General features: G+C 54.4%; 19 protein-coding genes and 1 tRNA gene. 10 read left to right on the top strand and 10 right to left on the bottom strand.

Going from position 1 to position 18,962, the window contains the following annotated elements; all coding sequences use genetic code 11:
- Positions 1-10: 10 nt before the first annotated feature.
- The 3 genes from IMCC3135_RS28690 to IMCC3135_RS28680 are packed head-to-tail and all read right to left on the bottom strand — an operon-like array spanning position 11 to position 2,283.
- Positions 11-868 (bottom strand): DUF4198 domain-containing protein, encoded by an 858-nt coding sequence (locus IMCC3135_RS28690; protein ID WP_157736337.1) that lies wholly within the window; start codon positions 866-868, stop codon positions 11-13.
- 10 nt (positions 869-878) lie between these two features.
- Positions 879-1,685 carry an anti-sigma factor gene (locus IMCC3135_RS28685; RefSeq protein WP_088920705.1) on the bottom strand — a complete coding sequence of 269 codons (807 nt, stop codon included), beginning with the start codon at positions 1,683-1,685 and terminating at the stop codon, positions 879-881.
- Positions 1,672-2,283 (bottom strand): sigma-70 family RNA polymerase sigma factor, encoded by a 612-nt coding sequence (locus IMCC3135_RS28680; protein WP_157736336.1) that lies wholly within the window; start codon positions 2,281-2,283, stop codon positions 1,672-1,674. The genes IMCC3135_RS28685 and IMCC3135_RS28680 overlap by 14 nt, the downstream gene beginning before the upstream one ends.
- Positions 2,284-2,725: 442 nt before the next feature.
- Here IMCC3135_RS28680 and IMCC3135_RS28675 point away from each other — a divergent pair, with 442 nt between their 5' ends.
- Together IMCC3135_RS28675 and IMCC3135_RS28670 are read left to right on the top strand one after the other, a co-directional pair.
- On the top strand, positions 2,726-4,303 hold the full coding sequence (locus tag IMCC3135_RS28675) for a DUF4331 domain-containing protein (RefSeq protein ID WP_088920703.1): 1,578 nt from the start codon (positions 2,726-2,728) through the stop codon (positions 4,301-4,303).
- Positions 4,304-4,405: 102 nt separating this feature from the next.
- The gene (locus IMCC3135_RS28670) at positions 4,406-5,308 is read left to right on the top strand and encodes a hypothetical protein (protein ID WP_088920702.1); all 903 of its coding nucleotides are present in this window, start codon (positions 4,406-4,408) and stop codon (positions 5,306-5,308) included.
- Positions 5,309-5,326: 18 nt separating this feature from the next.
- Here IMCC3135_RS28670 and IMCC3135_RS28665 read toward each other — a convergent pair whose 3' ends face one another.
- A complete protein-coding gene (locus tag IMCC3135_RS28665; RefSeq protein WP_088920701.1) occupies positions 5,327-6,169 on the bottom strand; it encodes a PP2C family protein-serine/threonine phosphatase in 843 nt (280 codons plus the stop codon).
- Positions 6,170-6,317: 148 nt separating this feature from the next.
- On the opposite strand from IMCC3135_RS28665, the gene gltX reads away from it, so the two are divergent.
- A complete protein-coding gene (gene gltX, locus IMCC3135_RS28660) occupies positions 6,318-7,727 on the top strand; it encodes a glutamate--tRNA ligase (protein WP_088920700.1) in 1,410 nt (469 codons plus the stop codon).
- Positions 7,728-7,744: 17 nt separating this feature from the next.
- Here gltX and IMCC3135_RS28655 read toward each other — a convergent pair whose 3' ends face one another.
- The 3 genes from IMCC3135_RS28655 to IMCC3135_RS28645 all read right to left on the bottom strand — a co-directional run bounded on the left by IMCC3135_RS28655 (position 7,745) and on the right by IMCC3135_RS28645 (position 10,172).
- Positions 7,745-8,506: an SDR family oxidoreductase gene (locus tag IMCC3135_RS28655; protein WP_088920699.1), complete on the bottom strand. Its 762-nt coding sequence runs from the start codon at positions 8,504-8,506 to the stop codon at positions 7,745-7,747.
- Positions 8,506-9,486: a glutathione S-transferase family protein gene (locus IMCC3135_RS28650; protein WP_088920698.1), complete on the bottom strand. Its 981-nt coding sequence runs from the start codon at positions 9,484-9,486 to the stop codon at positions 8,506-8,508. The genes IMCC3135_RS28655 and IMCC3135_RS28650 overlap by 1 nt, the downstream gene beginning before the upstream one ends.
- A gap of 65 nt (positions 9,487-9,551) precedes the next feature.
- On the bottom strand, positions 9,552-10,172 hold the full coding sequence (locus IMCC3135_RS28645; RefSeq protein WP_088920697.1) for an FMN-dependent NADH-azoreductase: 621 nt from the start codon (positions 10,170-10,172) through the stop codon (positions 9,552-9,554).
- Between the two features lie 135 nt (positions 10,173-10,307).
- On the opposite strand from IMCC3135_RS28645, the gene IMCC3135_RS28640 reads away from it, so the two are divergent.
- Positions 10,308-11,081 (top strand): sulfite exporter TauE/SafE family protein, encoded by a 774-nt coding sequence (locus IMCC3135_RS28640; protein ID WP_088920696.1) that lies wholly within the window; start codon positions 10,308-10,310, stop codon positions 11,079-11,081.
- 33 nt (positions 11,082-11,114) lie between these two features.
- Here the strand turns inward: IMCC3135_RS28640 and IMCC3135_RS28635 are convergent, their stop codons facing one another.
- A complete protein-coding gene (locus tag IMCC3135_RS28635) occupies positions 11,115-11,879 on the bottom strand; it encodes a sulfite exporter TauE/SafE family protein (RefSeq protein ID WP_088920695.1) in 765 nt (254 codons plus the stop codon).
- Positions 11,880-11,952: 73 nt separating this feature from the next.
- On the opposite strand from IMCC3135_RS28635, the gene IMCC3135_RS28630 reads away from it, so the two are divergent.
- From IMCC3135_RS28630 to IMCC3135_RS28615, 4 genes are all read left to right on the top strand, one after another.
- Complete coding sequence (locus IMCC3135_RS28630; RefSeq protein WP_088920694.1) at positions 11,953-12,438, top strand: YtoQ family protein; 486 nt, start codon at positions 11,953-11,955, stop codon at positions 12,436-12,438.
- Entirely contained in the window at positions 12,435-13,241 is an 807-nt protein-coding gene (locus tag IMCC3135_RS28625; protein WP_088920693.1) for an inositol monophosphatase family protein, read from the top strand. The genes IMCC3135_RS28630 and IMCC3135_RS28625 overlap by 4 nt, the downstream gene beginning before the upstream one ends.
- Positions 13,242-13,245: 4 nt before the next feature.
- A complete protein-coding gene (gloB, locus tag IMCC3135_RS28620) occupies positions 13,246-14,016 on the top strand; it encodes a hydroxyacylglutathione hydrolase (RefSeq protein WP_088920692.1) in 771 nt (256 codons plus the stop codon).
- 146 nt (positions 14,017-14,162) lie between these two features.
- Positions 14,163-14,591 carry a CBS domain-containing protein gene (locus tag IMCC3135_RS28615; protein WP_088920691.1) on the top strand — a complete coding sequence of 143 codons (429 nt, stop codon included), beginning with the start codon at positions 14,163-14,165 and terminating at the stop codon, positions 14,589-14,591.
- 18 nt (positions 14,592-14,609) lie between these two features.
- Here IMCC3135_RS28615 and IMCC3135_RS28610 read toward each other — a convergent pair whose 3' ends face one another.
- On the bottom strand, positions 14,610-14,966 hold the full coding sequence (locus tag IMCC3135_RS28610; protein WP_088920690.1) for a hypothetical protein: 357 nt from the start codon (positions 14,964-14,966) through the stop codon (positions 14,610-14,612).
- Positions 14,966-17,728: a sialate O-acetylesterase gene (locus IMCC3135_RS28605; RefSeq protein WP_088920689.1), complete on the bottom strand. Its 2,763-nt coding sequence runs from the start codon at positions 17,726-17,728 to the stop codon at positions 14,966-14,968. The genes IMCC3135_RS28610 and IMCC3135_RS28605 overlap by 1 nt, the downstream gene beginning before the upstream one ends.
- A gap of 166 nt (positions 17,729-17,894) precedes the next feature.
- On the opposite strand from IMCC3135_RS28605, the gene IMCC3135_RS28600 reads away from it, so the two are divergent.
- Together IMCC3135_RS28600 and IMCC3135_RS28595 are read left to right on the top strand one after the other, a co-directional pair.
- A tRNA-Ala gene (locus IMCC3135_RS28600) sits at positions 17,895-17,970 on the top strand.
- Between the two features lie 430 nt (positions 17,971-18,400).
- Positions 18,401-18,751 carry a cupin domain-containing protein gene (locus IMCC3135_RS28595; protein ID WP_236994679.1) on the top strand — a complete coding sequence of 117 codons (351 nt, stop codon included), beginning with the start codon at positions 18,401-18,403 and terminating at the stop codon, positions 18,749-18,751.
- Positions 18,752-18,962 lie beyond the last annotated feature (211 nt).

Below are 18,962 nucleotides of genomic sequence, written 5' to 3'. Positions count from 1 at the left end.
TGTACGAGTCTTATTCTTGTTGGAAGGATAGTGAGGCCCATAGGGTGACCCATTGAGCCTGCGTTGTTTCAGATTCGAGTACCAGCACACTGTTAACCAGGTAGTCACCCGCAGAGGATACATCGAAATCAACCATACCCCGGCTATCAGTGAGCGCGGTGATCCTGACCACGGCATCGCTACTGTCGCGGTGAAAGAGTTCGATCTGGCGTTGTTGGACGGGTTTGTCTTCAAAAAGCAGTTGCAGGCTCAGAGAGTCGGCATTGAAAGGACTGTCCAGAGCGAGCAGCTCAAAGCGTTGATCTTGTAGTTGCAGTGCGGCGACAGGATTTATCTGTGCGCCAGTTTCTGAATCTGAACTGACATAATCCTTGGCGTCGACCATGACCAGTGTCTTGCAGTAGCGATAATAGTGTTCGATGATGTCGTTAGTGGGCATGCCTCGATCTTTGTGCTTCTGCTTGATGTCGTCCAGTGCGTGATAGTCGAGAAACGTCTCGAAGGCTTCCAAGTCCTTGTACTTGAGTTCCCGTTGCGTGGTTTCCAGCAGCAGCAGGTTAAGACCTGCTTCACTGAGTGGAATGTTGATGGCCGGGTAGTCACCCAGCCTGCCGCTCAGTGGCACTCTTTTAGTGTCGGAGATCAGGCCGGCTCTGGAGAGGCCCTGTGGATCAAAGGGGTAGGCGGTACCCGTGAAATCCTGTCCGTTGCGGATATCAGCCTGTAGCTCATCACCCACCTGCCACTGGGCATCAACCGGGTCCAGCCAGTATTCATGGGCCGTCACAATGCCTGAGTGACTGGCCAGAAGGGCGGACAATACCAGCGCAGGCACTGGTATTGCCTTGATGTTTTGCAAAAGACTCAAGAGAGTTTGCTCACAAGTTGATGATAGTGCCTTGGAATAATACAGGTCCGGTAGGGCCTGCCTCTGGTGAGCCGCCTTTGGGTTCCAGGCTGACCGCGAACAGCTGGGCCTGATCAGTTCCGATCGGCAGTGTCAGTGCTTGCGATTCGCCTTCAGTCTGCGATAGCAAACCGACGGAGCTGACGCCTGCATTGTCCGGCTTGATCATCCATAGTTGATAGGATTTATCGGCCTCGACAGGCGGTGCTGTCAGAGCTACCACTTGCAGCTGGTTGGTACCCGATTGGGTGCTCAGCAGCCAGATAGCTTCTTTTTGTTCGTTCTGTACGACACTGACGGTCTGTAATATCGGACTCAGAGATTCGACGTCACGATTGACAGTCTGTAAAACAAAGGCTGCCATGGCAATCGTTGCCGCTGTTGCAAGCCCCGCGACACTCTTCCAGATCGTATTGGAGCGTCGGTTTGAGAGACTGCGTAGACGTTGGCCAGTCGTACTTTTAGACGGTTCTGGACGAGCAGATTCTTCTCGGTGCTGTTGCTCGGTAGAAGTCAGACTCTGTTGCTTGCCAGAACTTGTATTGTTGATCTCGCTTATGCGCGACATTATAGCCGGCAGCAGGTAGTCGGGAGGCTGTATCGGGAGCGTCAGTACGTCCAGATCGCTCAGGCGTTGCTGCCAGCGTTCAACTCTGCCCCGTACTTCCTCATCGACTGCGAGTATCTTTTCGAAGACATCTCGTTCGGCTCCGCGCAAGGTGCCCAGTACATACTCGCCCGCTTGGGCTTCCCACCATTGTTCATCAGGCGTGGTCATCAAGACAGTCCTTTAGTGAAACAAGACTTCGACGGATCCAACTCTTGACCGTGCCGATCGGGCGTTGCAAACGCTGGCTCAACTCCTCTTGCGAGAAGCCTTCGCAGTAGGCGCGTATGACGCACTCTCTGGCCGGTCTGGAAAGTTGTTGCAGACACAAGTTCAAAAGTTGTGACGACTCTAGCTGCTGATCCATTGGCTGCTCACGGTCGGGCATGGTATCGATACTGGCGCTGTCCATATTCAATTCCACATCCTCTCTGCTACGACGCTTGCGCAGGACATCAATGGCGTGATTACGGGCAATGCTGACCAGCCAGGTCCTGGGTGCGCTCTTGTCGGACTGATATCGCTCTGCGTTATTCCAGATCTTGACATAGGTATCCTGCAGGGCCTCTTCAGCCAGTGCGTCAGTTTTGAGAATGCGTCTGAGGACACCGAACAATTGTGAAGAGGTCAGTTTGTACAGTTGCTCGAAGGCACTCTCGGTACCTGTGGCACAGGCTCCGATCAAACCATTCAGGCGCTGATCATTGACATCCAGCGGTTGCATTCGGTGACGTTCAGGAACTTGCTCAGTCGTATTTCCGTGAGTCATGTTGGATAGGTACGCAGTCGTGGCGGAAAAAGAGGCAGTCGGAACTGATGTTTTTTGCAAAGCCTTCGTATTGTCGCCTTCAATGGGCAGCACTTGAAGTGTGATTGTAGTTATTGCTGGGTAGGAACCCTTCCCACTCTGTCATACCTGATCCTCTCACGATACAGGAGGGGGTAGCTATGGACTGGCCTCGTGTTTTTACAAGAGTTTGCCAAGTGAGTTGCCGGGCATGCGAGCTTTTATTCAGGCTCTTTCAAATTTATTTTCCCGGGCTGCATCTTTTTCTCCATGCCGCTACGTAGATCTTTGTGAGAGGCAGAAATAGTGAATGAGTCGGGCCCGTCAGTTCTCTGATAGCGCCAGTTACTTCAAAAACCAATTCAGCATTCTGCATTGCCGGTGCAGCTTCGCACCATCAGGTAGCCAAACAAGGAATCTCTTCATGACTGTAAGATCCAGAATTTTCAACGTACTGACACTGTCTGCCGGGATCAGTGCCATTCTCTGTGGGCAGGCAATTGCCTCATCACATGCCGAAGCACCCTTCATCAAGTCTCGTCCCAAGCTGGATGGAACCGACTTTTACATGTTCTCCAGCTATGAGCCGGGAAGAGAGGGCTACGTCACACTGATCGCCAACTACCAGCCTTTGCAGGATGTTTACGGCGGCCCCAACTACTTTTCCATGGACCCGGAAGCCATCTACGAAATTCATATTGATAATGATGGTGACGCTCAGGAAGACATCACGTTTCTGTTTGATTTCGATAATGGTCTTGCTAATGGCGACCAGGGTTTTGAACTTCAGATAGGCGAAAATTCTGTTCCCGTCGCATTGAAGAACATCGGCAGTCTGGGTAATGGTGATAACCAGTCGGTCTTGAACGTCAATGAGACCTACTTTGTCGGCATGATAGAAGGTGATCGCCGATCAGCGTCTCCGGCCTGGGGTGTGCGTCCCGATTCTGGCCTGCGTCTGTTTTCAAAGCCGTACGATAATGTCGGTAGCAAGACATTCCCACAGGGCTATGACAACTATGTGCGCAGCCTGAGCAACACGGGTGAAGTGTATTACGATGTGCAGTTCGAGCAATGCCCGGCGGGTGCTCAGGATGCACGCGTATTCGTTGGACAGCGTCAAGAGAGCTTCTCGGTTGCGCTGGCTGAAGTCTTCGACCTGGTGAACTTTGCACCTCTGGCAAGCGCCTTGCCAGATGATCCGGCTCGTAACGATCTTGCCAACAAGAACATCACGACACTGGCACTGGAAATCAATGCCGACTGTCTGACGGGTGATGGCAATGGTGTTATCGGTGGTTGGACCACGGCTAGTGCTCGCAGTACACAGACCATCAGTCTGGATCCTACCTATCGCCGTCCCGTTGATTACACGGGTGAATACCGTCAGCTGTCTCGCCTGAGTAATCCTCTGGTGAACGAACTGGTTATCGGTTTGCGTGACAAGGATCGATTCAATGTCAGCGAGCCGATGGATGATGGTCAGTTTGCTACCTATGTGACATCACCAACTCTGCCAGCCATTCTGGATATTCTGTTTCGTGATGCAGTAGGTGCAACCTCCAACATTGCGCCGTCCAATCTGCCAAGAACGGATCTTGTAACAGCGTTCTTGACAGGCTTTCCTGGTGTCAATCAGATGTCTACGGTCACACCTTCAGAAATGATCCGACTCAATACCGGCATTGCTGCAACGCCGATGGATAGTCAAATCAACCTGGGTGTTGCCGGTGGCGATCTGGCCGGTTTTCCAAATGGTCGTCGACCGGGTGATGATGTTACCGATATTGCCTTGCGAGTCATGATGGGTGCCTTGTGTCATCCCATTGGTGTAGACCTGGATAGCAGCGGTACCGCTGGCGACAGTGGTGACAACCTTGGCTTGTGCACACCAGAAGATGCACCAGTCGGTGCAGCGCCTTTCACTGATGGTGCGCCACAGAATGCTGGTCAGTTTGACAACGCATTTCCTTACCTCACCACACCCGTGACTGGTTCTTGATCTGAGTTGAAGAGGCGAGGGGGCTTGTAAAAGTCCTCTCTGCAGCTCTTCGCCATGACAGCGCACGATCTTCTACATTATAAAAATCAAGCCGGGAAACAGATGAAACTCACAAGAACCAGAACAACCCTGTTGCTCTCCATGATCGCTTTGCAAACTGCCTGCTCCAGCGGCGGCGATTCGGACAACAATAACAATGCACCGGATGATGGTGAAGTCAGTCAACCCGGTTTGATCGATGTGCCAGTGGCGCCAGAAGGCGACATTACGCACTACGGTGCGGTCACTATTGATGATGATGCCGGAGTGGCATCTGATCTGGTCGCCAGTTTCTACCGCCTCGATAGTGGAGTCTCAGCCAGTTTCCTGAGTTCCATGCTTTCAGGTGAGTCGGCCATGTGCCAGGTGCAGGATGATGGCGTCATTGATTTCGAGGAAATCAGCGCAGGCTTTGTACCCACGGTTCCAGGTGTCGGCAAAACGGCTGTCAGTGCCGGAGAGGCGATTGTTCTGAGCAGTCCTGCAGGCACTTACGCCACCTTGGAAGAACAACCTACGGCAGGCTTCCTGTTTTATGATCTGCCCAATATGTCGATGTTGATGGACGGCCCGGTTCCAGAGGGGCTGACCGTTGATGTTCCCGGCAGCGCTGAAATACCGGCATTTGTTGCCGCCGAAGTCCCCACTATCACAACCTTGAGCGGTGCCGCTTTTGGCTCTGGTAACACGATTTCTGCCAATACCCAGTTCACCTGGGAGCCTTCGTCTGACCCTACGGCCCTGATCCGGATTTTTGCGACGACCGCGGGTGGTTTCTTTCTGGAGGACGGTGTGACCGTGACCTGTGTGACGCCTGATACTGGCTCATTCAACTTTCCGGCAGACACTCGAGCGCAACTGGGCGCTGACTTTAGCGGCAGCGCACCCCTGATGTCTCGTATCGTGGTCAACCCGGTGCAGGTTGATTCGACTCTGCTTTACGTGATTCGCGAAAGCTTCATGTAAATGGTGCCCTGACTCAAATCAGGCAATTGCCATCTGCACGACAATCGCTGTGACGTTGTCCGTACCGCCTCGTCGCAGCGCCAGTTTCACCAGCTCATCAAGAGCCTGGCGCGGCGAGGGCAGGGCAAGATTGTTCGCCACTTCCGCCGGTTTGACATCCTTGAACAATCCGTCGCTGCACAGCAGAAAGCGATCGCCGGGCTGCAGGTCGACCTGTCTGACCTGGATGTCGATTTCATCAGAGACACCAATTGCACGGGTTATGACATTGGAGGAGGGGTGGTTTTCGGCCTCCTCTGGCGTCAGCTCCCCGAGTCTGCACAGTTCCTGCACCAGGCTGTGATCATCCGTCAGTTGTGAGAATTCACCATGACGATGGCGGTAGATTCGGCTATCGCCAGCCCACAGAATATAGGCACTGTCCTTGTTCAGATAGAGCGTTGCGACCGTACTGCCCATGACCTTGCCTTGTGCAACCTGTCGGCAGGTGTCGTTGGCCTTGTTCAGGCGATCAAGCAGATCATCGACACTCTGCAGTGCGTTTTCCTGCGATTTGAACGAGCTCATGGTCTCGATGATGACCTGGCTGGCTCGGTCTCCGCGGCTGTGGCCTCCCATGCCATCGGCAACCACCCACAGTGCCTCTTCGCGAGCATCCAGAAAAGAGTCTTCATTGACTTTGCGAACGTGACCCAGTTCCGAGGCGGCACAGGAGAACCATTTGGGTGCATTCGTTGGGCGTGATCCAGAAGCAGAATTGTTCACACTATTGTCGACTGAGCCGTTCTCGGGATGGCGTCGCCTGGCTACTCGATCAGAGCTGATCGGTGCAGGAGGGATGGGTAGCGGTGGATTGGGCATTGGAATCTTACAACCTTGGTCTGAATGGCAGTATACAGCTCCCCCGAGTCATGATGAAGTGGCAGCAATACCGCTATTGATCGGGAATTTTTTGTGCTTTCGGTTTGTTAAACTCCACACCTGCCATCTAGCCCCAGTGAAATACCGAATGAAGGTCCGTACAAGATTTGCACCAAGTCCAACAGGTTATCTGCATATTGGCGGAGCCAGGACGGCGTTGTTCAGCTATTTGTTCGCGCGTAAACACGGTGGCGAGTTTGTGTTGCGCATCGAGGACACCGACCTGGAGCGCTCCTCGGATGAGTCGGTTCAGGCCATTCTGGATTCAATGGAATGGCTGGGGCTGGAATATGACGAAGGTCCGTTCTATCAGACCAAGCGCTTTGATCGTTATCGTGAGGCTGTCAAACAGCTGATGGACGCCGGTCATGCCTATTATTGCTATTGCACGCCAGAAGAGCTGAATGCCATGCGCGAGGAGGCGATGGCCAAGAAGGAGAAGCCTCGTTACAACGGTTACTGGCGTGGTCGCACGGATACCCCGCCTGCAGGTATCAAGCCTGTTGTGCGTTTTGCCAACCCGCTGGAAGGCAAGGTCACCATCGAAGATGGCGTCAAGGGACCGATCGTTATCGACAACAAAGAGCTGGATGACCTGGTCATCATGCGTTCTGATGGCACACCCACCTACAATTTGACGGTTGTGGTGGACGACATGGATATGGAAATAACCCATGTCATTCGCGGTGATGATCACATCAACAATACGCCCAGACAGATCAATATCCTTGAAGCTCTGGGCGGTGAGCGTCCGGTCTATGCCCATTTGCCCATGATCCTGGGTGAAGATGGCAAGCGCATGTCCAAGCGCCACGGTGCCGTGAGTGTCATGCAGTACAAGGACGATGGTTTTCTGCCGGAAGCCTTGCTCAATTATCTGGTGCGTCTGGGCTGGTCACACCAGGACCAGGAGATCTTCACCAGTGAAGAGATGCGTGATCTGTTCACTCTGGAGGCGTGCAATCGTTCAGGTTCCGTGTTTGATGACAAGAAGCTTGAGTGGGTCAATCAGCAGTATTTCCACAAGGCTGAAGCAAGCCATCTGGGGGCCGCGTTACAGCCCTATATGGAGAAGCTGAGCATTGATACCAGCAAGGGAGCACCCTTGTCAGAGGTTGCAAACATCCTGCGCGATCGTGCGAAAACATTGGTGGAGATGGCAGAATCAGCCCGCTATTTTTATGAAGCACCACAAAGCTATGACAGCAAGGCTGAAGCCAAGCAGTTCAAGCAGGCAAGCGCTGATGTATTGCTCGATATGAGCACACGCTTCAAGGCGTTGGAGTCGTGGGATGCTGCCAGTATTCAGAGCGCCATGGAAGCCTGTGTCGAGGCCTTGGAAATTGGCTTTGGCAAATTGGGGCAACCACTGCGACTGGCGGTGACCGGGGGTACCCAGTCACCGGCAATGAACGACACGGTCGCACTGATCGACCGGGCAGAGATCGAAGCCCGATTGCTCAAGGCGATCGAAATCTGCCGTCAAGCGGTAGCGTAAGAGCCTGTCAGCTCAATCTAGATAATGCCGCAGAGTCTGCGGCCCTTTTCCGTCTTGAGTGAAAAATCGGTGCCCGACCATTCGGCCGCCGCTTCGGTACAGAGCCATGTGATGGCCTGTGCCGGCCACTCGGGCGGAATATGGGCACTGAAATCCATCTGACTGACCGGATTGATGCCTGAATTCTTGATGGCGACCTGCATGTCAGTGGCAACAGTGCCCGGGCTCATGCCAATGCAGCGGATACCGTGTTCGGCGTATTCCTTGTGGACACATTGAGTCAGGGACAGCACCGCCGCCTTGGTGGCACAGTAATGACTCCAGCCTTCCAGGGCATTGGTGGCAGCGCCTGAGCTGATATTGATGATGGTGCCTGAACCGCGTTTTTCCATCGCGGGAAGCACCGCTTTGAGGCCGTGATAAACGCCCTTCAGATTGATATCCACCACCGCATCCCAGCTATCCGGATCGGAGTCGGCAATACGTGCAATGGGATCAATGATGCCGGCATTGTTGACCAGAATATCCAGCTGGCCAAAATTGTCCACGGCCAGTTTGACGGCCGCCTCGACCGAGGCGTATTTGGCCACATCGCATTCGACTGCGATGGCCTCGCCACCGGCCTGCTTGATCTGTGCGACTACCTGCTCGCAATCACTGAGTGACCTGGCGGCCAGAACCACTTTCATGCCTTTGCTTGCCATCAGGCGAGCAGTTGCCGCGCCTATGCCGCGACTGGCTCCTGTGATCAGTGCTGTTTTTCCGTTGAGTTCTTTCATTACGCCCCGTTTGTCAGTTGCTCTCGGCCATGCGGCTCATCAAAGTCTATCGCAGGTCCGATCGGGACGATACGGTGCGGATTGACTGTCTCGTGGCTTTTCAGATAATGAAGCTTGGCGTGCTCGAAATTACAGGTAGTGCTGATACCGGGCCACTGGTACAGATCGCGGGTATAGGCCCACAGATTGGGATAGTCCACCAGTCGTTTCAGATTGCATTTGAAATGACCGTGATAGACCAGGTCAAATCGAAGCAAGGTGGGCAGCAGACGCCAGTCGGCTTCCAGAGGCTGGTCGCCACACAGGAATCGCTGATTATCCAGTTGAGATTCCAGCCATTCAAGGGTGTCGAACAACGGCACCACCGCCTCATCGTAGGCTTTTTGAGTGGTGGCAAAGCCACATTTGTAGACACCGTTGTTCAGCGTGTTGTAAACACGATCGTTGATGCTGTCGATCGCCTGTCGCTGGGCTTCTGGGTAATAGTCACCGGCCGTTGCGCCCAGGTCATCAAAGGCTGAATTGAGCATACGAATGATTTCAGCAGATTCATTCGAGACAATGGTCTTTTGCTGTTTATCCCAGAGCACGGGAACCGTCACACGACCCGTGAATTGCGGATCAGCCTTCTGATAGATCTCATACATGAAGCGACTGTCGAAGAGCTTGTCGCCGACAATGTTGTCCTCGTCGCTCTGGAAGCTCCAGCCGTTCTCTCCCATCAACCAGTGCACGAATGAGACCTCAATCATCGATTCCAGGCCTTTCAGGGCACGATAGATCAAGACACGATGCACCCAGGGGCAGGCATAACTGGCATACAGGTGGTAGCGGCCTGCTTCGGCTTTGAATTCACCGTCACCATTACCATCAGCGGTTATCCAGTGACGAAACACCGCCTCCGAGCGTTCAAATCGTCCGCCGGTAGCATCGGTGTCATACCACTGGTCTTGCCATTGACCGTTGACCAGTAAACCCATGTCAGTTCCTTTTACTTTAGTGTGATTGCCTGCCGATCATCGGCAGGCCTTTAACGCAAGTTGAATCAGGCGCTTAGTGCGTAGTCAATTTCGCTGATCTGTTGTTCGGCTGATTGCAGAACAGCCTCGATACCTTTGGAGGCTACTTCAGCGGCATCGATGATAGTCACGTCGGTAATTCCGACAAAGCTCAATGCATGCTTGACGTAGCCACTAGCAAAGTCGTAGCCACTGCCAATCGGAGTGCCGCCGGAGGCAATCACCAGATACACTTTCTTGTCAGCGATCAGGCCTTCAGGGCCGGTGGCTGTGTACTGGAAGGTCTTGCCAGCGCGTGCAATCATGTCGACCCAGGCCTTGAACGTTGCCGGTACGCCAAAGTTGTAGATAGGCACGCCCAGTACCAGGGTATCGGCTTGCATCAGTTCATCCACCAGAGAGTCGGACAGGCTCAGGGTCTGTTTTTGTACATCGCTGCGTTGATCTGCCGGGGTGAAATTGGCATTGACCCAGTTTTCATCAACAAAGGGCAGTCCAGCGGCCAGGTCCCTTTCTACAACGCTGTCAGCCTTGCCATGCTTTTCAAGATTTGCGACGACCTGGGCGGCGAGCTTGCGGGAGATGGAACCTGTCAGTTTGGCGGAGCTGTTCAGAAGGAGAACATTATTCGTTTTCTTGTCATTCATGATTTTCTGGCTGCCGAGGTTGTTTATCTGATGGGGCAGACAATAGCGGTAGTCACCCCTATGCACTAGCACACGAGGGCGCAAAACAGACTTCTGATTTACGCAAAAGCCCCTGTTACCTGTCAGAATCGGGGGATGCCAACTCTTGCCTCCCTGTCTTTTGCCGAACCCTTGTTGTGGCTGTTGCTGCTGGCCTCCCTGCTGGTGGGCATGTCCAAGGGCGGTCTGCCGGGAATCGGCATGCTGGCCGTGCCTATCTTGTCATTGCTGATATCACCGGTACTGGCAGCGGTGCTGCTGTTGCCGATCTATATATTGTCGGATGCGGTGGGTGTCTGGCTGTACCGACGAGACTATAGTGGCGAGAATCTGCGCATATTGATTCCAGCGGGTATTGCGGGAGTTTTGCTGGGATGGGGGACGGCGGCCTATGTCTCAGATGAGGTGGTCTCTTTTCTGATCGGCGTACTGGGCATCTCGTTTTGTCTGTCGCGCTGGTTGCGCAAGGGCGCCACGTTGGAAAAGCGTCCTGTCGAGCTACGCCGCGGCTTGTTCTGGGGCACCGTGTCCGGGTTCACCAGCTTCGTATCGCATGCCGGCGCACCGCCGTATCAGATATACACCTTGCCGCAGCAGATGCCAAAACTGGTCTTCGCGGGTACCACCACGATTCTGTTTGCCTGCGTGAATCTGGCGAAGGTTGTTCCGTACTCCTTGTTGCACCCGTACACAGCATCTACGCTGTGGCTCTCGGTAGTGCTCTTGCCGATTGCGGCAGTCGGAACGCTGGCAGGCAAGCACATGGTGCATGCTCTGTCCGAGAAATGGTTCTTTCTGGGCGTGCAGATCGTCCTGTTCCTGGTTTCTATCAAGCTGTTCGTCAGCGGGCTTGAGACCGTTCTGAGCTAAGGCCTTCGTTCTGTTCCCAGCCTCTTTCAGCCCCTAAGCCAGAACCATTCTGACCAGGCCGCTCAAGGCCAGTGACATGAGCAGTATCAGGCAGAAGCGTTTGTAGAATTGTTCGAGTGAGGGCCTGAACAGCAAGGAGCCCATCAAGACACCGATAACAACCAGTGGCGCAAATGCCAGTGCCCGTTTGACTGCCAGCATATCCAGAACGCCTGATACTGACAGCCAGAAGGCTGAGGAGAACATGATCAGGAACAGGTACATGACCAATGAGGCACGCATGCGGGCGGCGGGCGCGCGCTGGGCGAGAATGTAGAGCGCGACCACCATGCCACCGACGCTGGCAAGGCCTGTGGCAATACCTGCGGTGATCCCCGTGACATACAGACCTTTCGTTGTGGCCAGGAACGCGGGTGATTTCTTGAATAGCTGGAGCAGGGCCAGCACCAGAATCAGGCACAGTGCAATGGTGCGGGAGGTGTCGGCTTCCACATTCATGGTGGCCATCAAGCCGATGGGGGTGCCGACGATCGTACCGATGGCCAGGCCCCAGGAGATCTTGCGATCTGCCAGGCGGAAGCCGCCGCGCATCATCAAGGCACTAGCCACGCATTCGAGCAGGAAACAGATAGGGATGAGGGCGAGGGGCGGGATAATCAGCGCCAGTGCGGCCATCGTCAGAGCCGACAGGGCAAACCCTGAAAACCCGCGAACAATGCCGGCCAGCAGCACAACGGCCAGGCAGATGATTAGCTCACTGGTGGTGAGAGACAGCAGATTTTGCAGATTGGCAAGCATGAGTAGAGCGCTTAAGGCAAGATAGCGGGTGTTTTGATAATCACGCCATCATCCACAAAAGCGGAGTTTGAACATGCAGAAGATCTGGTCGATCTATTTATCCGGTGAAATTCATACTGATTGGCGAGAACGAATCATGCAAGCTGCCCAGAGCGCAGGTTTGCCGATGACGTTTCATTCTCCCGTCACCAATCACGAAGCAAGCGATGCGGCTGGTGACGTTCTGGGACAGGCCGAGGCCGGTTTCTGGCGCGATCACCAGTCCTCGAAAGTCAATTGTATCCGAACTCGTACGCAGATTCAGGGCTGCGACGTGGCGGTTATCCGCTTTGGTAGCCAATACAAGCAATGGAATGCAGCTTTTGATGCAGGATTCTGTGCTGCGCTGGGAAAGCCGTATATCACGTTACACGATGCCGATATCATTCATCCGCTCAAGGAAGTTGATGCATCGGCCATGGGTTGGGCGCAAACGCCTGAGCAAGTTGTTGAAGTGTTGCGCTATGTCACGGGTACTCCTGATGCGGCAGGCTGTGTTGCTGCAGGAACGAGTACATGAGTGCGGTTGCCGCGCGGCTGGAATTTGCCAAAGGCATCGTTGCAGAAGCCGCGCAGAGTGCGCTGACACTATTCCATGATCGCGATAACCTGGATATCGAAGTCAAAGGTCTGCAGGATTGGGTTTCCAATGCTGACAAATCAGTGGAAGACCAGATTCGTGCTGCCATCGGTGATTCTTTTCCGGACGATTCCATCGTCGGTGAAGAACATGACAACGTCACCGGCAGCTCGGGCTTTACCTGGGTTATTGATCCGATTGATGGCACCACCAATTTTGTCAATGGCACACCGGGCTGGTGCGTCGTACTAGCCTGTGTACAGAATGATCAGACGGTCTGCGCGGTTATCTGCGATCCGGTTAGTAATGAGAACTACACCGGCCAGCGCGGCCAGGGAGCATTTCTCAATGGACGTCGACTGCAGGCCCACGCGGCAAATAGTCTTAGTGATGGCACTCTGGGGGTGGGGCACAACTCTCGCATTCCCCCGGAGCCGACCCTGACACTGCTGACTCAGTTGCTGAATCGCCAGGGGTTGTTCAGACGTGGCGGTTCAGGTGCACTGGACTTGGCTTATGTCGCTGCAGGCAGATTGATCGGTTATGTCGAGCCGCACATGAACGCCTGGGATTGTCTGGCCTCGCTGTTATTCATCGAAGAGGCAGGCGGTAAAGTGGAGGCGTTCAATATGCAGCATATGCTGGAAAAAGGCGGTCGCGTGATCACCGCTGGTCCGGGTATCTATAACGAGGTGGCCAGTATGGTAGAGACAGCCTACGGCCCCAAATCAACGGAACAATGAAATCATGAGCAAGCTTGAGTGTTTTCAATTTCCTTATGGCGGGGATAACTACGGTGTGCTGGTACACGATGCCGATACGGGGCAGACGGCCTGTATCGATGCTGGCCATGCCCAGGCGGCACTGGATGCTCTGGACAAGCAGGGCTGGAGCCTGACGCATCTGCTGATCACCCATCATCATGGTGATCATACCGCGGGACTGGCTGCTATCAAATCAGCCACCGGCTGCCAGGTAACAGGGCCTGAGCCTGTATCGACGGCCATCGCAGGTCTTGACCAGTTCGTCAGTCAGGGATCCGAGTTTGAATTCGCCGGCAGAGCCGTCAAGGCTATTCATACGCCGGGTCATACGAAGGACATGATCAACTACTACTTTGCCGATGATGAACTGGTCTTCACAGGCGATACCTTGTTCTCGATGGGTTGTGGCCGATTGTTCGAAGGTGATGCAGCCATGATGCTGGAGAGTGTGGCCAAGCTGAAGGTCTTGCCACCAGAGACATTGGTTTATTGCGCTCATGAGTACACCGCGACCAATGCCCGCTTTGCACTGGATGTTGATCCGAGTAATGCCGCACTCCAGGCCCGTGCAGCAGAGGTCACAAAGTTACGCGATCAGGGGCTGGCGACGGTGCCGACTAAGTTGCAGCTGGAGCTGGAAACCAATCCTTTCTTGCGTATCGACAATAGCGAGTTGCGTCAGGCGCTGGGTATGCCGGATGCCGATGAAGTGGCTGTCTTTGCCGAACTGCGTGAGCGTCGTAACCAGTATTAAGTTGGTTCTGTGGAAGGGTAACCATCCCAACTCAGCAACTGACCGTAATTTTGTTGGCATTTAGTGCTCAAAGTGGGTAGTTTTAAAGGCAGGTCGCGCCAGTAGTGACTGGCGCGGCACCTCGAAACTGATTGGGTGAGGTTAAAATGCAAACAGTAGGACAGTTGTTGACGAAATCTTCCGGTGGTCTTGCCACTGTTGATCCGAGTGCGAGCGTACTCGATGCACTCCGACTTATGGCGGAGCGAAACATTGGTGCGGTGCTGGTGGTGGAGGGCCGTGATCTGATGGGAATATTTACCGAGCGTCATTACGCCCGTAAAGTCATCCTCGAAGGGCGCAGCTCTGTTGACACGGCAGTACGCGATGTCATGTCAACCGAGCTTTATACGGTAGAGCCGAGCCAGTCGGTGGATGAGTGCATGGCGCTGATGACCGATCGATTTGTTCGACACTTGCCCGTTGTCGGCGATGGACAGCTGATTGGTATTGTGTCCATTGGTGATCTGGTAAAGAGCACCATCGCCGAGCAAGAGCAAACCATTGATGAGCTGACTCGTTATATCGGTGCCTGACAAGGCACCGATGAATGCCTACAAGCGGTAGAGCGTCAAGGCATAAACGAAAGTAAAGCCTGCCAGAGCGACGACGGCGAAGGGGCGCAAGGTATTGAGTATTGGCGGTTGTTTTTCGGGTGCCAGAATGAGCAGCGCGCTCAACAAGGTCATCAGAATGCCTGAGCCCAATGCCATCAGCCCCCAGAGTTCGGTCAGGTGACGCAGCGCGTACCAGAGTACATTCCACAGACCCGCAGCACCTGTCACCACACCGATAATGCGTAACAGGATCGGTGGTGTAACCCGATTCAGGCTCATGCCCGGGAAGCGGTTGGCAAACACCAGTGTGACAAGCATGCAGACCGCAACGACGGTACCCATCGGAATAAACATTATTGGCTACCTGCACGAACCAGTGCGTCAAAGCTGCGAACACCCATTTCACGCAGGGCATCGGCACCAAAGTGGATGCAGGAGGCTTCACCGCAAGGGTAGCTGTTCGACGGTGTCAGGTCGTCGGTCAGAACGACATCGGCATGGGGTACCAGGCTTGCTATATTTCTGTGCACGGAATCGACGATCTGTTTCTCCGGGGTGAAGTCAGACAAGTCCCCGCGCGCATCGTTCCCTTTGGACATGGTGCCCAGCACGAACGGTATATTGGCATCCGGACCACGAGCATCCTCACCCCGTGCATCGACTGCTATACGTGAGCGTAACTGTGAGACCAGCGTGACCAGATTGTCTTCATAGAGTGGTGCACATTCCGCCGTCGAATCAGACTCCCCCTGGTGCCAGAGAATGCCGCGCAGAATGCCACCACTGGCACGCAATGTCTCGTTGACACGAGCCAGGGCGCGGTCAAACAGCAGGGTATTACCCAGTTCTGGTTGCGTGCCTTGCAAGGCATTCCAGTGTGCGGCGGGTAGCTCTGTGTTGCAGAAGGCTGAGCCTGCCCAGGCGGCTGGTACGAGAATGATGTTACGGCTCGTATTCGGCAGCGCAGACTTGGCAAAGCTTAAGCCCATGCCGATCCGTGTGCCTTCCTTGGCCAGCGTGCTGGGGTCTACCGGCTCGTGCAGAGGGTCTTCTGCGCTGACAAAGGCCGGTGTGCGGAAGTTGAAGCTGGAATCGGTGTAGCTGGCTGGCGACACATATAACTTGCTGTCATTGCTCTGGACATTGGCCTGGCGTATGCGCAGATTGATCTGGTCAAGACCACCGGCGCCGGCTTGCTTGGCATCGTCTTCACTGAAGCCAACCGCATTGCTTTGTCCCATGATCAGGTAGACATCATCCAGTGCCACGGGTGTGACGGCAACGGTGACGCTGGAGGTGGCTGTAAAGGTGCCATCACTGGCCACGATGCTGTAACGACGCTGCTGCGAGAGGATGGGCAGGACATCCACGGCAAGTGCCAGATTCAGCGTGCTTTGAGTGTCCCCTGCTTGCAGAGTGTCCAGTGTGAATGTGCTGGTCAATCCCTGTTCATCATCAGAGTTGCTGGCGCTTAGTGTCAAAGTGACGGGGCCCTCGAAGCCTGCATCACGTGTCAGTGAGACCGGAATATTGACGCCACTGGCATTGCCTTCCTGCAGATTGTAGGCCGCTTGTGCAATGGAGACGGAGAAAGGCGCATCGACAGGTTGTGCATCGTCGGTGACGGTCAGGGTGATGGTCTGGCTGGTGCGCAGGTCCGTCTCCTGAAGGTCGAAGGCTGTGATGGTGATGTCATGGCTGCCTACATCATCAGGGCCGGGTGTCCATGTCAGGGAGCGGCTGCCGTTACGGTTGTCGATAAACTGCACGCCAGCAGGTGGACTGCTGATCAGAATGCCCGCCGCACCACCATCCACATCCACCGGACGCAGCACCAGTTCCCAGTCTTCGCCGACGGTCAGATTCTGGTCATCCAGGTCGCTGAAGAACGGTGGTTGGTTGGCATCACCGAGCAGACTCAAAGGAGCGGACTTGGCTGAAAAATTACCAAACGAGTCGAAGGCGACGACCTTGTAGGAGAAGGCTGAGCCTGCTGGCACCGTATCGGTATAAGCATTGGTGAAAACGGTGGTGCGGTAATCATTATTGCGGTAGATGTTGTAGCCAGCCACCTTGACCGTGCTGGTGGAAGCCGTCCAGCTTAGCTGCACCTGTGTCTGACCGTTGCTGTTGCTTGTTTCTCCGGCTAAATCTGTGGGAACAGACGGCGGCTTGCCGGGGTTGGTCTCTGCGGTTCCCAAAGGTAGCGTGATGGCCTTGGAGGAGGCGGAAAAATTGCCGTCGAAATCGAAGGCCACCACGGTAAAGTTATTGCTGCTGCCCGTGTCTACGGTGCCGATATACTCGGTGCCAAAGCGGGTAGCGATGTATTGCCGGTTGCGATAGATGTTGTAACCCGCCACAGCCTGATCATCGGTGGCTGCCTGCCAGTTCACTGTGACCGTGTCACTGGGATTGCCACTTGCCATGCTGCCGGTCAGATCGGTCGGGACGCTGGGAGCAATCGTAGTATCCACAGGACCAGGATCTGGCAGCGTTATACGGCCAGAGCGTGCCGAGAAATTGGTACGAATATCAAACGCCACGACATACCAGGAATGCGACTCGCCCGCCGCATTGTCGCCGCTATAGGCGGGTGTGCGCACGGTTGTCAGGTATTTGTTATCCCGATAGACGTTGTAGCCCAGAACCGCCTCATCGTCGGTTGAGGGCTGCCAGGCGATCGATACGGTTGTACCCGTCACATCGCCGGTCAGATCCGTGGGGACCGAGGGCGGAATGGTCAGGTCATCAGGGACCAGGGAGGCGGGGAGCGTCAGGGAGGCGGAGGCCGGAGAAAAGCGGCGTGGCGCTGTATCAAAAGCCACAACCTTGAATGAGTAGAGGGTGTCTGGCTGCACCGCTGTCGAATAGCTGTTGCTGAAGACCGTATTGGTATAACGATCGTTGATATAGATGTTATAGCCTTCGATGACATCATCATCGCTGGGCACATCCCAGGAAAGGGAGGCCACGCCAGCATCGATATCGCCAATCAGGTTGCCAGGTGCCGCGGGTGCGAGTCCGGCTGCCTGTAGCGAGAGTGCCGGCATCAGCCACAGCGATGAGATCAGACTCAGCAGCAGAGAAAATCTGGCGAGAGAGAAAGAGGGCATGGAAAAACTCCGGATAATGGCTGGGCGCGGCAGAATCGCGTAGTTTGCCCAGTCCTGCGCGCAAGTCAACGACTATATTGGTCAGGTTTCGCAGGTGATGAGTAAATTATTTTGGCATTCATGCTTGACATTGAATTCTCCCCGTCGTATTCTGCGCTCCCGTTGTGGGGCTATAGCTCAGCTGGGAGAGCGCTTGCATGGCATGCAAGAGGTCCGCGGTTCGATCCCGCGTAGCTCCACCATTTTTTCCCAGAGCATCATTTTCGATTCTCTGTCGCAGATCCCTGCTGCGAACCGCGGACGAGTCCGCGCGCTGGGCGAGCCCATTCGATCCCGCGTAGCTCCACCAATTATTTCTTGGAAGATCACTCCAGATCTTCTGTAAGCAGGCACCAGCAGCCTGTTTCTCTCCTGAAGGTCACTACTCTGAGTTAGCGAGTATGATTTTTCAGTGATCGAGACTATACAATCCCATAGATCCTGAATTGCAGATGCTTGCGTCGTTTTGCTGTGAGCGGCTGCAAGTGTTCGGCTGCTCTACATGTATAGGGTCCAGCGGTCTACACGTGTATAGCATCCTCATCCCCATCAATGAAAAGCGTGCCGACCAACTAATTTAGCCCCGGCCCCCCCCGTTGTACAATGCTGCGCAGCCAACCGACCGGGAAATTTGTGAAGTCAATAAACCTAAGTGAAAAGCTGGCCAGTTTCTCGGAACATTGGTCACCCAAGACGGTTGCGAAGTTCAACGGTCATGACGTGATGGTCGTCAAGGTGAAAGGCGAGTTCAACTGGCATTCTCACCCGGATACCGATGACTTTTTCTTTGTCGTCAAAGGCAGAATCACCATACAAATGCGCGATGGGGATGTGCATCTCAACCAGGGCGAAATGTACATTGTCCCTAAAGGGGTTGAGCATTGTCCGGTAGCAGAGGAGGAGGCTGAGCTGTTGCTGATTGAGCCAGCGGGAACTCCGAATACGGGTGATGCGGCAACCGCTGCTAGTCATCAGGCAATTTAGCTGCTGAGTCGGTTTCGTTTCATGATGTAGGGGCGGGGCGCTCTACACGTGTATAGCGGAATACGACCTAAACACCCTTACTACCCACCCCTAATCCGTGTCTCACACCCCAATTCAGACAAGAAATCCACACCATTCGGGGCCCGCTCCAAGAGCAATGACGTTTCCGTTCATTCGAATCCACCGTTCTCCAGATTTAACAGAGCATTTT

This window comes from Granulosicoccus antarcticus IMCC3135 (assembly GCF_002215215.1).
GTDB classification, from domain to species: Bacteria; Pseudomonadota; Gammaproteobacteria; order Granulosicoccales; family Granulosicoccaceae; genus Granulosicoccus; species Granulosicoccus antarcticus.
This window is presented reverse-complemented; position numbering and strand designations above follow the sequence as displayed.

What these genes read in the sequence shown, in the direction of transcription:
- IMCC3135_RS28685 (WP_088920705.1), bottom strand. Translation starts at nt 1,685, where the DNA reads ATGACCACGCCTGATGAACAATGGTGGGAAGCCCAAGCGGGCGAGTAT.
- IMCC3135_RS28680 (WP_157736336.1), bottom strand. Translation starts at nt 2,283, where the DNA reads ATGACTCACGGAAATACGACTGAGCAAGTTCCTGAACGTCACCGAATG.
- IMCC3135_RS28675 (WP_088920703.1), top strand. Translation starts at nt 2,726, where the DNA reads ATGACTGTAAGATCCAGAATTTTCAACGTACTGACACTGTCTGCCGGG.
- IMCC3135_RS28670 (WP_088920702.1), top strand. Translation starts at nt 4,406, where the DNA reads ATGAAACTCACAAGAACCAGAACAACCCTGTTGCTCTCCATGATCGCT.
- IMCC3135_RS28665 (WP_088920701.1), bottom strand. Translation starts at nt 6,169, where the DNA reads ATGCCCAATCCACCGCTACCCATCCCTCCTGCACCGATCAGCTCTGAT.
- gltX (WP_088920700.1), top strand. Translation starts at nt 6,318, where the DNA reads ATGAAGGTCCGTACAAGATTTGCACCAAGTCCAACAGGTTATCTGCAT.
- IMCC3135_RS28655 (WP_088920699.1), bottom strand. Translation starts at nt 8,506, where the DNA reads ATGAAAGAACTCAACGGAAAAACAGCACTGATCACAGGAGCCAGTCGC.
- IMCC3135_RS28650 (WP_088920698.1), bottom strand. Translation starts at nt 9,486, where the DNA reads ATGGGTTTACTGGTCAACGGTCAATGGCAAGACCAGTGGTATGACACC.
- IMCC3135_RS28645 (WP_088920697.1), bottom strand. Translation starts at nt 10,172, where the DNA reads ATGAATGACAAGAAAACGAATAATGTTCTCCTTCTGAACAGCTCCGCC.
- IMCC3135_RS28640 (WP_088920696.1), top strand. Translation starts at nt 10,308, where the DNA reads ATGCCAACTCTTGCCTCCCTGTCTTTTGCCGAACCCTTGTTGTGGCTG.
- IMCC3135_RS28635 (WP_088920695.1), bottom strand. Translation starts at nt 11,879, where the DNA reads ATGCTTGCCAATCTGCAAAATCTGCTGTCTCTCACCACCAGTGAGCTA.
- IMCC3135_RS28630 (WP_088920694.1), top strand. Translation starts at nt 11,953, where the DNA reads ATGCAGAAGATCTGGTCGATCTATTTATCCGGTGAAATTCATACTGAT.
- IMCC3135_RS28625 (WP_088920693.1), top strand. Translation starts at nt 12,435, where the DNA reads ATGAGTGCGGTTGCCGCGCGGCTGGAATTTGCCAAAGGCATCGTTGCA.
- gloB (WP_088920692.1), top strand. Translation starts at nt 13,246, where the DNA reads ATGAGCAAGCTTGAGTGTTTTCAATTTCCTTATGGCGGGGATAACTAC.
- IMCC3135_RS28615 (WP_088920691.1), top strand. Translation starts at nt 14,163, where the DNA reads ATGCAAACAGTAGGACAGTTGTTGACGAAATCTTCCGGTGGTCTTGCC.
- IMCC3135_RS28610 (WP_088920690.1), bottom strand. Translation starts at nt 14,966, where the DNA reads ATGTTTATTCCGATGGGTACCGTCGTTGCGGTCTGCATGCTTGTCACA.
- IMCC3135_RS28605 (WP_088920689.1), bottom strand. Translation starts at nt 17,728, where the DNA reads ATGCCCTCTTTCTCTCTCGCCAGATTTTCTCTGCTGCTGAGTCTGATC.